The organism is Flavobacterium cryoconiti, assembly GCF_048158645.1.
GTDB classification, from domain to species: Bacteria; Bacteroidota; Bacteroidia; order Flavobacteriales; family Flavobacteriaceae; genus Flavobacterium; species Flavobacterium cryoconiti.
In genome coordinates this window covers 176,384-188,043 of record NZ_JBLNKW010000007.1, presented here as the reverse complement: position 1 = coordinate 188,043, position 11,660 = coordinate 176,384, and the positions used below count along the sequence as shown (strand labels likewise).

The window sequence follows — 11,660 nt, the reverse complement described above, 5'->3', positions numbered from 1 at the left end:
TTACAATTCTTAAAATAGTTTTACTCTAAAGTTAATGCACCCAGAATTTCTTCGGATAAAAAAGGTCCGCCTGGATAATTAGCCGTATAATCTAGATTCATCCATATTTGACCTCGTTCATCGATGTGATAATGAAGTTGTTTCTCATTACTTTCATTTACAAACAAAACATTTTTAATTAGAAAATTTACTTTTTCTAAATCATTATGGGAGCCAATTAATATTTCAGGATAAATATGTCCTTTAGTATGAATCAATCGGGGAGTACCACCAATTGCTCTGACACATGCTGCCATTAAGATAGAATGGTCATCGCAATCTCCTGAAAAATAGTCAAGTGATTCACTGGCAGATGCAATATAATCCCCATCTTTAGGATCACTCACATAGTTCCATCGGTGATTTATTTCTTTAAATACGGCAAAACATTGAATAATGGTTCTATAATCAGAATATCCCTTTACATTTTTGAAATATTTAGTTGTCGCCATAATCGCAAAATTCCTCACTTTTGGATTCTGATATTCTATGGCATTAATGATTTTTGATTTATTTGGAAACGGAAGCAGTTTGGCAATGATTATATCCTGCGGATACGGATTGTACGACATAGAGTACATCATTGAATTATAGTCCTCAAAAACACTGTTGAAACCATAATTCCCAATCACTGAACCATAAATTAAGACCATTAAATACAAGAGCATGCAAATGAGAATAATTGTCCGAAGAAATCTCAAGATTAATTGTATTGCTACTACGATGAGTAGGAATAAAATGATTCTGTCAATATTAAAAAACCAGTTGGGGTTTATTAGGTTTTGATGTACAATTATAAAAACCGGAATTGCAATTAATATGTTTAAGACAAAAATAATAACGTCATCCCAGGGTTTTTTGACCTGAAATTTTTGTTTAATACCTTGAAAAGTAATTTTTTTTATTTTTATCATAATAACATAAAAACAGAAATCTAGACTGCTTTTACAATTGCATCAAAAGTACCTTTTTTATCGATAATTTTAAGTTGAAATAGTTGATTTTGAATTTTGTTTAACACTTTCTCTGTTAAAGGTTTTTGTGACCATTGCGTTAAAGACAACCATTCTTGAATATCGTCAATTTTTTGATTGTAATTTGACGCTAAAGTTTTGTCAATACTTGGAATATCTTTAAATTCTTGAGTTGTTTGATTGATTATTTTTAAAATTTTAGAAATGATTTTTGGGTTTTTTTCTAAAACTTCATCCCGAACAGCAATTACAAAACACGGCCAAGGCGTAGGGCAATCAGCAACTCTGCGGAAAATTCCTTTGTCGACAAGTGGTTTAGTCATAAAACGTTCCCACATAAAATAATCAGCTGTTCCGTTTGTCAGAGCTTCAACTGCACCATCAATCGTATTTATGATTTCGAACTGAAGATTATCTGTTTTCCAACCTTGATTATTGGCATTGACATATGCCATTAATTGCGAACCGGAACCTAATCTGGAAATAGCAACTTTGGTATTTTCTAGATCAGCTAACGTTTTATAATTAGAGTTTGCAGCTACGTGAATTCCCCAGATTAAAGGACTTTCTACATAGACTTGCACAATTTTACTCGGATTTCCGGCAACGATATCTTTTACGATTCCTTCGGTTAGGATTACGGCAATATCAGTTTCTCCATCACGAAGCATTTGGCACATTTTACCGGTTCCTTCAGGAACGTCAGTCCATTGTAAATCGATATCTTCTTTTTCAAAATCTCCGTTTTCGATGCTTAAATGCCAAGGAAGATTAAAATGTTCCGGAACTCCAGCTATTTTTATTGTTGTCATTTTTTTTTGATTTTTATCGTCAATCGTTTTAACTAGCCCCGATGGAAACGGAAATCCTATTGTGCCGGGGTTCGGCGCAATAGATTACAGTGTACAGCGGGAATTAGCTCCTGAAATTACACATTAATATCTTTAAAATTATTCACTCTTGCATAACGAATCATATTGGTAAACGCTTCTTGGTCCAGTTTTGGTATTTCAAGAATGGAGTTCAATAATGTAGTATCATATTCGTTGGCGGCAGTCGTGAAATAGGGACTTAAATGCTTGCCAATACTTTCATAATACAATTTTTCAATGACGTTTTTGTATTTGAAATCTAATGGATTTTGTATTAAAGTGAAATTAGTGTATCCCACTTCTTTCATAATCAATTGCAAACCTTTTACCATATTGAAACTTTTAGTATTTACAATATTAAGCTGTTCAATATCTTCTCTTTCGAAGGTGTTTACAATTACTTTTGCCACATAATCGACTGGGATAATGTTCAAAACTGTTTCTTCATTGATGATAAAACGGACATTTTCTTGTTCGCCTTTTCGCTGGGAAGTAAAGTGAAAGAATTTTGCCAAAAGATAAAAAACCATGTATTTTGGAATGAAATATTGGTTTTCGGTTCCTAACATTTTACCGCCAATCACACTTGGACGCAGAATTTGGAAGGGTAAACCTATTTTTTTACTTTCTTGGGCTATAAAATTTTCAGAATGGAATTTAGCATTTTCATATGCATTGCGATGCTCTGGTTTAAAACTTAAACTATGAAAATCATTAGCAATTACTCCTTTTCGGATTCCTGATGAAAAAGCAGTTCCAATATATATGAACTTTTTTATAAAGGGATGAAATATATTAAAAAGTGATTTTGTGATTGTAGTATTTTCATCAAAAATTTTCTCTCGTTGCTCTTCATCTGTAGACAAATTAACGTATCCAGCCGAATGAATAAAATATGCGCCTTTTATTTGGTTCGAAAAAGTATCTTGAATTGAAGCTAAATCAGTATCAATGATTTCGATATATTCGTGCAATTTTTCTATGCCTTTGTCTTTAATGATTTTAGGGGTATAACTACTGGATAAGAGTTCGTTTATTCTATCTAAAGCGGAGTTCTTTCCTTTATTTCTTGCAATAAGAAAAAGTTTTCCGTCAATTTTATTGTTGATAAAAAGTTCCAGAATTTCATACATAATATGAGAACCTAAAACTCCTGTAGCACCTGTAAGTATTATTTTCATTATTGAATTGTTCTAAAAAACAAATGTAGTTTTAAAAAATTAAAGTTAAACTTTTTTAAAACTACAAATAGGTGAGATTTTGAAAATTAGAACTCCTTATCCTAAAGCAATTTTATCTAATGTATACGCAATCAATTCATCAACCGCTTTATAAGGATCTTCACTAAAAGTTCCCGAAGCCCGATTGGCAATTATAGCGTTTAACGACAATGCATTATGTCCTAAAAGAGCCGAAAGGCCATAAATAGCAGCGGTTTCCATTTCTAAGTTTGTAATTTGGTTGTCACCAAATTGAAAATTATCCATTTTAGAATTCAATGTTTCGTCTTGAATGTTCAAACGCAACACACGCCCTTGTGGGCCGTAAAAACCTCCGGCTGTTGCGGTAATTCCTTTGTGCATTTTGTCGCTTTCAATCATTTTTTCCAGTGATGAAGAACAAGAAATCACATATGGTTTTCCTTTTCGCAAGTCCCAATTGGTGTGTTTTACAAAAGCATCTTCCATTTCAATATTCGAAACTTCGTCAATCAAATAGGAGCGGAGCATGTTGTCCAAGCCTAATCCAAATTTAGACAGCACAAAACTATCTACAGGAATATCAGCTTGTAAAGAGCCCGAAGTTCCAATACGGATGATGTTCAATGAAGTTAGATTTTCTTTTGGTTGACGGGTTTTCAAATCAATATTAACCAAAGCATCTAATTCGTTCATGACAATATCAATATTATCTGGGCCAATTCCAGTTGACATCACGGTAATTCGTTTTCCTTTGAAAATCCCGGTTTGGGTTTTGAATTCTCTTTTTTGAGCAGAAAATTCGATGCTGTCAAAAAATTGTGTGATTTTTTCGACACGATTTTGGTCGCCTACAAAGATGATATCATGCGCAATATGTTCTGGTTTTAAATTCAAATGGTATACACTGCCATCTGGATTTAATATTAATTCTGATGATTGTATCATTATTAAATTATTTTTTCCTCTCCCCAGCCCTCTCCAAAGGAGAGGGAGCCAGTTCCTGATTTAGATTGTATTTTTTTTATTTTGTTTTGGTTCCTCCCCTTCGGGGAGGTTAGGTGGTGATTACCCTCCAACACGTTTTACTTTAAAGCCTTTTTCTTTTAAAATAGTCATGATTTTATCCCGATAATCACCTTGTATAATGATAGAATCATCTTTGAAAGTGCCGCCAACACTTAATTTGGTTTTGATTTCTTTGGCGAGAATTTTAAAATCCTCGTCAGTTCCTTCGTAACCTTCAATTATAGTGGTAGCTTTTCCTTTTCGCTTTTCGAATTTGCAAATCATGGGTTCTTTTTGAACGTATAATTCGTGGGCAACTTCCTCAATAGTTTCCTCAGGAGATGGTTCGTGATCCGGAAAAAGGTTTTTTAATTGGTCTTTTAAGTCCATAATTTTAAAATTAATTTTTATTTAAAACCATTTAGAAATTTAAAATACAACGTTTATTTTCTTAATTTCTAAAGAGTAAAAAACAAAAGACATTAAGCATACACTCAATGTCTTTTAGTATTTGACGTAAATTTAAGTTTTATTTTTTAATAAGTCCCAAATCTACTAAACGTTCATATAAATAAGCTCCTGCAGTAATATCTTCGAATTTTTTTGGATTTTCTGCATCAATACAGTTCTCCAAACAATCCAATTTCATATCACTTACCGGATGCATAAAAAACGGAATAGAATAACGCGATGTTCCCCACAATTCTCTTGGTGGATTTACCACTTGATGAATTGTAGATTTCAACTTGTTATTGGTGTGACGTGATAACATATCACCCACATTAATTACCAATTCGTCGGGTTCAGCAATGGCATCAATCCATTCACCATCATGATTTTGAACCTGCAATCCTTTTCCTTGCGCTCCCATCAATAAGGTAATCAAATTGATATCACCGTGAGCAGCGGCACGAATCGCATTGGCTGGTTCAGATGTAATCGGTGGATAATGAATAGGTCTTAAGATTGAATTTCCGTCTTTGGCATAATTGTCAAAATAAAATTCATCCAAACCAAGATGTAAAGCCAATGCTCTCAGGACATAAACACCTGTTTTTTCTAGCATTTGGTAGGCTTCTTTACCCACAACATTAAAACGGGGCAATTCTTTTACTTCAACATTTTCAGGGTATTCTGAAGCATATTTGGAATCTTTGGATACATATTGCCCAAAGTGCCAAAACTCCTTTAAATCCCCTTCTTTTCTTCCTTTGGCATGCTCTGTTCCAAAAGAAACATAACCTCTTTGTCCGCCAATTCCAGGAATTTCATAACTACGCTTTGTTTCTAAAGGCAAAGCGAAAAAATTTCTGATTTCACCATACAATTCATCAACCAATTGGTCGTCTAAAAAATGCCCTTTGAGTGCTACGAAGCCAATATCTTCAAATGCACTTCCGATTTCATTTACAAATTTTTGTTTACGTTTCGGGTCGTCCGAAAGGAAATCACGCAAGTCAACACTAGGAATGTTTTGCATACTTTTAAATATTTTTTTATAACTTACAAGGTCTAAAAACCTTGCAGATACAAATGTAAAGAATAATTTTATATCTGTATTTTAAAAATCACAAACAAAATAAAAAAATATAACAAAATAACATCAAACTGTTATATTTTTTTATCTTTGAACCATATAATAAAACTGAAAAAATGACTTTTGACCGAAAAAATCTTACTGACGATCAATTATTAGATTTATATAAAAGAATACTGAAGCCAAGACTGATAGAAGAAAAAATGTTGATACTTATTCGTCAGGGAAAAGTATCCAAATGGTTTTCTGGAATTGGACAAGAGGCTATTTCTGTAGGAGTTACCGCAGTTTTAGATTCAGACGAGTATATTTTACCAATGCATAGAAACCTAGGTGTTTTTACAGGAAGAAACATTCCATTGTACCGATTGTTTTCGCAATGGCAAGGTAAAGCCAATGGTTTTACCAAAGGTCGTGATCGAAGTTTTCACTTTGGAACCCAACAATATAAGATTATTGGAATGATTTCGCATTTGGGACCTCAATTAGGTGTTGCAGACGGAATCGCTTTGGCCAATAAACTCAAGAAAAATGGAAAAGTTACGGCAGTTTTTACTGGCGAAGGTGCTACCAGTGAAGGCGATTTTCATGAAGCTTTGAATATAGCTTCGGTTTGGGAATTACCGGTACTATTTGTAATAGAGAATAATGGTTACGGACTTTCGACACCTACAAATGAGCAATACCGTTGCGAAAATCTAGCTGATAAAGGTAAGGGATACGGAATGGAAAGCCATATTATTGATGGTAATAATATTCTGGAAGTATATAATTTGTTATCCGAATTGAAAGCTTCGATGAAAGAAAATCCACGTCCTGTTTTATTGGAATTCAAAACCTTCAGAATGCGTGGACATGAGGAGGCGAGTGGTACAAAATATGTTCCGCAAGAGTTAATGAACATGTGGGCGATTAAAGATCCAGTAGAAAATTATAGAAAATATTTAACAGAAAACGGAATTCTTACAGCCGATTTTGATGCGGCTTTGCATGCTGAAATAAAGAAAGACATTGATGAAAGTTTGGCTGTTACCAATGCCGAACCTGAGATTGAAGCTACGTTAAGTGAAGAATTAAATGATGTATATAAACCATTTACATTCGAACAAGTTAAACCATCAGAAGAGAAAGAAAATATTCGTTTTATAGATGCTATTTCCACTAGTTTGAGGCAATCAATGGAACGTCATGAAAATTCTGTTATCATGGGGCAAGATATTGCTGAATATGGTGGTGCTTTCAAAATTACCGATGGTTTTGTAGCGCAGTTTGGTAAAGAGCGGGTTATCAATACACCTATTTGTGAAAGTGCTGTGGTTTCGGCTGGAATGGGATTATCTATTAACGGATACAAAGCGATTGTAGAAATGCAGTTTGCTGATTTTGTTTCAACAGGATTCAATCCAATTGTAAATTTATTGGCCAAATCACATTATCGTTGGTTAGAAAAGGCTGATGTTGTGGTACGAATGCCTTGTGGTGGCGGAACACAAGCTGGACCATTTCATTCGCAAACCAATGAAGCTTGGTTTACCAAAACTCCCGGTTTAAAAGTGGTTTATCCCGCATTTCCATATGATGCCAAAGGGCTTTTAAATACTTCTATAAACGATCCAAATCCGGTATTATTCTTTGAACACAAGCAATTATACAGAAGCGTTTACCAAGACGTTCCTACGGATTATTATACGATTCCATTAGGAAAAGCCGCTTTATTGAAAAAAGGAAATCAGGTTACTATTATTTCGTTTGGTGCAGCGGTACATTGGGCTTTGGATACTTTAGCTAAAAACCCGGAAATCTCAGCTGATTTATTGGATTTGAGAACTTTACAACCTTTGGATATTGAAGCTATTTTTGCTTCGGTAAAGAAAACCGGAAGAGTGATTATTTATCAGGAAGACAGTATGTTTGGCGGAATTGCCAGCGATATTTCGGCAATGATAATGGAAAATTGTTTCAAATACCTTGACGCGCCGGTAAAGCGCGTGGCAAGTTTAGATACGCCAATTCCGTTTACAAAAGCATTGGAAGATCAATATTTACCGAAAGGCAGATTCGAAAGTGATTTGAAACAACTTTTGGCTTACTAATATTTGAACTTATAGCATTAGGTTATTTTTAGAATTAAAAGTCTAAAAATAACCTAATATCCAATAGATTATTATAAAAATAATAATTGTTCCAAAACAGCCACTACCTAATTTTTTGGCACCGTAACCTGCAAGTATTGTTTTAAAAAATCCATTCATAAATTTAAATTTTTAAGTATTCTTTAAAAGTAATAATATTTTTAAAACGTAGTGTTTTAGTTTAGTTCTAAAAATATTTTCTTAATCAGAGTTATCTCTTCCTGATACATTGTTTTTTTTCTGGTTGCAAAATAAAGTGTGTTTTTTAGCGGCGTTTTCCCTTTCCAAATCATTTTAATAGAACCATTATCAATTTCTTTTCGGCAAAGAAAATCAGGAACAACAGCCAGTCCCTTGCCGCTGCTCAAACAACGTACAATAGAATTTAGATTTGGCACAATATAATTAGGTCTGAAATCAGGGTGTTTATTGAAATTTAATTGCCAAAAACGGCGTAAATGCTCCATGTCTCCGGTAGTTCCATACCATTTTTGTTGTTTTAACCAAAGTTCGATTTCTTCTATAGTTTCATTTTTTTCTATCGAATTGAATTCCAAATCATCAATTTCGCTACCGCCAACAAGTACAATTGTTTCGGAGGAAAATGCTTGGTATTCAATGGTGTTTTTAATTACCATTTGTGGAGTAATGATTAAATCAAGAATCCCTTTTTCTAAACTATCGACCATTTCCGGGTATTCACCAAATTGAATAATAACATTAAATGGTAATGTCGAAATATACTGCTCCAGTGTAATTTGGAAAGTTTCAAAACACATTCCAACACTTATGGTTGGTGTATTTTTTTCGGTGCTTCTTTGAAAATTTTTTTCGGCTTCTTCCAGTTTAGTCAATGCTTCTATTATGAAATTATAAAGCACTTTTCCTTTTTCGGTGGGAACCATTTTTCGACCTGTTCGGTCAAATAATTTATAACCCACATAATTTTCCAAGGAGCTCAAATGCAAACTCACTCCTGGTTGGGAAATAAATAAAACTTCTGCTGCATTAGTCAATGTTCCTGTTTTATAAACGGCTTTAAAGGTGCGATACCATTCTAAATTTACCATAACTATTATAATTATGATACAAATGTATGAATTAAGTTATTTTAATAATAGAAATTCTCGCTCTAACTTTGCATCATCAAATTAAAAAAAAGAAATCATGACAAAAATATTTATAATTAATGGCGGACAAAAGTTTGGACATTCTGGAGGTAGATTTAATGAAACCATTTCGAATGAAACCTTGAGTTTTTTCAAAAACAATAACGATTTTGAAGTAAAAACAACAAATATTAATGATGATTATAATCCTGCTGCTGAAGTTGAAAAGTTTGTTTGGGCAGATGTAATCATCTATCACACACCAATATGGTGGTTTCAATTGCCTCACGGATTTAAAAAATATATTGATGTGGTTTTTACTGAAGGTCATGCAAAAGGGATTTACAAAAGCGATGGGCGATCTTCAGAAAATCCAACAATTAATTACGGAACAGGGGGAATGCTTCACGGCAAAAAATATATGTTAACCACATCTTGGAATGCACCGAAAGAAGCATTTACTTTGCCGGGAGAATTTTTTAGCCAGCATAGCGTTGATGAAGGACCATTATTTGGTTTTCACAGAATGAATGCTTTTACGGGAATGAAACCATTGCAAAGTATGCATTTTCATGATATTGAAAAGAATGCTGATGTAGACAACGATATTAAATTGTATCATAAACATTTAACACAACTATTTTTAAATTAATTATGCCAATAAATCTAACAGTAATCATAAAAAGCAAACTGGAAAGTATAGAGACATTGAAATCTCTTTTACTTGATCTAGTTCAAAATTCTATAAAAGAATCGGCTTGTCTTCAATATGATTTGCATCAAAATCATGATGAACCACACACCTTTATTTTTCATGAGATTTGGGAAAATCAAGACGGATTGGATAACCATAATCAACAGTCTTATATTCAGTCGTTTTTCGAAAATTCGAAACCACTTTTACTGGAAACTCCAATTCTTTATAAAACAGAGAAATTAGGATAAAAAAAAAAGGCTATCAGAAATGATAGCCTTTTTTTACCAATGATTATTTATTGAGAAAACAAATTTGCAAAATGCACCGCATTTGAATATATTAGAAGTGATCAAAATTAAAATAATAACAAAAATGAGGTTTTACGGCCTCCTTTTTATGGTATAAAATCTTATCGATTACTCAATTTCGCTTTTTCCTTAATGATATCGCTGATTTTTCGGTTTTCAATTTTACTTTCGAGCCAAGAGATAATATCAAGATAAAGAAAAGCTCTTTTTTCATAGGTATTTTTTTCCAATTCGATAAATCGCGCTCTCATTTTTACAAACTCTTTTTTGATATCACTAGGATAAATAGAGTTTAGATTTTTCATGAATCGCATAATTTCCTTTTGAACCTCATGTAAGTCGTTCATTTTTAATAAAAACTTGTAGGTATTTTTCAATTGATTTTCCAAATAATAATCTTTACCCAATTCATAATGAGCGATCAGACAGAGAATTCGAGAAAAGCACATTAAATCTTCCCGCATTGAAAGATTTTTATTATTTATAATTTTTTCTAAATAAAAGATACATTCATTATATTTTTCATTACCAAAATAAATAGAAGCGATTTTATAGTAAAACAACATTTCGTGATGTTCGTCAAGATGTTCACTATGTAATTTTAATTTTTCTAAAATTTCAGGAATTAAGTACTCACTTTCGGCAAAAGTGCCTTCTAAAATATGATAATTTAATTTGTTATTATACAAATACAAAAATGATAAAGAAGCAATATTATCATTCACAGGAAAGCGAGGATCGTTAATAGTTTCTTCTAATAAAACCAAATATTTTTTAAAATTTGATTTGTATTTAAGCATGTATAAAGACTCCAATAAATAATGGTTTCCTTTAAGGAAAAATACTGGATTTAGATAAATCATATTGGGGTTGTCATAAAAAAGATTAACCCATTTGTAAGCATATTTATAACTGGCTAAAAAATCCTGCACTAAAAAGCTGTGCCAAAGATTGGCATTATAAAACCAGTATTTTTCACGAAATCCAAATTTTTTCTCGTCGAATTTAGAAATGTGTTTATTGAAATAGTCGTCTATATATTTATACTCCTCGTCACTCTTTACGTAACCCGTTTTGAGCATAATACCGTATAATTGTAGAGATAAATTAGATAATTTACTGGAAATAGTATTGCGATAATTCAACTCCTTGGCCTGAATAACTAACTCATCGGCTCGTCCTTGAATACTTCGTGTAATGTATTGTGATTCAATTAGTTTTTCGAATTCTACAATCTCATACGCCATGAGTTTTTCGTCATTTTCTAATGCCAGAATCTTTGTTTTATCCAAGATTTTTAAGCTTTGCTTGTACAAACCTTTATTGTATAATATAGCTGCAAAATCAATTTGCTCTCTTAGTTGATAGCGAATATTTTGACTCGGAATATTCAATCGAATACTCACTAAAATTTGTTTATATAAATAGGACTTTAGGTTGGATAATTGTACTTTTTTAATGATACCGCTTTTCAAAATAAGTTTCTCATCATACACTTCTGATTTATCTAAAATATTGAATAATTCGATGAATTTTGTATTTGAACTTGTTTCGAGTCGGCTCGCAAAAATCTTAAATTGTCTTTTTTCAGACTTTGAAAGGGATTTTATTAATACAAATAAGAAATCTTTTTGATGGTTAGCCATTGTAAAATATTGTAGCTTAATTGCTTGTTAATCAATATGTTATAAAGTTTTAATTCTCTTTATAAGCAGTATATTTCGTTAAAATGAGTTTTATATTAAAGTAATGAAATATAAATTTGTTATCGAGATGTGAAATTAC

General features: G+C 32.4%; 11 protein-coding genes. 3 read left to right on the top strand and 8 right to left on the bottom strand.

Features of this window, described 5'->3' with window-relative positions; genetic code table 11:
• Window positions 1-20 precede the first annotated feature (20 nt).
• The 6 genes from ACM55H_RS11790 to ACM55H_RS11765 form a co-directional block, all read right to left on the bottom strand.
• Window positions 21-953, bottom strand: coding sequence for a transglutaminase-like domain-containing protein (locus tag ACM55H_RS11790; protein WP_416836674.1), 933 nt, complete (start codon window positions 951-953; stop codon window positions 21-23).
• A gap of 20 nt (window positions 954-973) precedes the next feature.
• Window positions 974-1,825, bottom strand: coding sequence for a substrate-binding domain-containing protein (locus ACM55H_RS11785; RefSeq protein ID WP_416836673.1), 852 nt, complete (start codon window positions 1,823-1,825; stop codon window positions 974-976).
• Window positions 1,826-1,941: 116 nt separating this feature from the next.
• On the bottom strand, window positions 1,942-3,066 hold the full coding sequence (locus tag ACM55H_RS11780) for an SDR family oxidoreductase (protein WP_416836672.1): 1,125 nt from the start codon (window positions 3,064-3,066) through the stop codon (window positions 1,942-1,944).
• Between the two features lie 96 nt (window positions 3,067-3,162).
• Entirely contained in the window at window positions 3,163-4,032 is an 870-nt protein-coding gene (locus ACM55H_RS11775) for a nucleoside phosphorylase (protein ID WP_416836671.1), read from the bottom strand.
• A 120-nt stretch (window positions 4,033-4,152) separates the two neighbouring features.
• Window positions 4,153-4,482 carry a translation initiation factor gene (locus ACM55H_RS11770; protein WP_416836670.1) on the bottom strand — a complete coding sequence of 110 codons (330 nt, stop codon included), beginning with the start codon at window positions 4,480-4,482 and terminating at the stop codon, window positions 4,153-4,155.
• A 139-nt stretch (window positions 4,483-4,621) separates the two neighbouring features.
• Window positions 4,622-5,572: an isopenicillin N synthase family dioxygenase gene (locus ACM55H_RS11765; protein ID WP_416836669.1), complete on the bottom strand. Its 951-nt coding sequence runs from the start codon at window positions 5,570-5,572 to the stop codon at window positions 4,622-4,624.
• 173 nt (window positions 5,573-5,745) lie between these two features.
• Here ACM55H_RS11765 and ACM55H_RS11760 point away from each other — a divergent pair, with 173 nt between their 5' ends.
• Window positions 5,746-7,722, top strand: a complete 1,977-nt coding sequence (locus ACM55H_RS11760; RefSeq protein WP_416836668.1) for an alpha-ketoacid dehydrogenase subunit alpha/beta — start codon at window positions 5,746-5,748, stop codon at window positions 7,720-7,722.
• A gap of 215 nt (window positions 7,723-7,937) precedes the next feature.
• Here the strand turns inward: ACM55H_RS11760 and ACM55H_RS11755 are convergent, their stop codons facing one another.
• Window positions 7,938-8,831 carry a LysR family transcriptional regulator gene (locus tag ACM55H_RS11755; RefSeq protein ID WP_416836667.1) on the bottom strand — a complete coding sequence of 298 codons (894 nt, stop codon included), beginning with the start codon at window positions 8,829-8,831 and terminating at the stop codon, window positions 7,938-7,940.
• A gap of 97 nt (window positions 8,832-8,928) precedes the next feature.
• On the opposite strand from ACM55H_RS11755, the gene ACM55H_RS11750 reads away from it, so the two are divergent.
• A complete protein-coding gene (locus ACM55H_RS11750) occupies window positions 8,929-9,522 on the top strand; it encodes an NAD(P)H-dependent oxidoreductase (RefSeq protein WP_416836666.1) in 594 nt (197 codons plus the stop codon).
• 2 nt (window positions 9,523-9,524) lie between these two features.
• Window positions 9,525-9,815 carry a putative quinol monooxygenase gene (locus ACM55H_RS11745; RefSeq protein WP_416836665.1) on the top strand — a complete coding sequence of 97 codons (291 nt, stop codon included), beginning with the start codon at window positions 9,525-9,527 and terminating at the stop codon, window positions 9,813-9,815.
• A gap of 161 nt (window positions 9,816-9,976) precedes the next feature.
• Here the strand turns inward: ACM55H_RS11745 and ACM55H_RS11740 are convergent, their stop codons facing one another.
• The gene (locus ACM55H_RS11740) at window positions 9,977-11,521 is read right to left on the bottom strand and encodes a hypothetical protein (protein ID WP_416836664.1); all 1,545 of its coding nucleotides are present in this window, start codon (window positions 11,519-11,521) and stop codon (window positions 9,977-9,979) included.
• Between the last annotated feature and the right edge of the window lie 139 nt (window positions 11,522-11,660).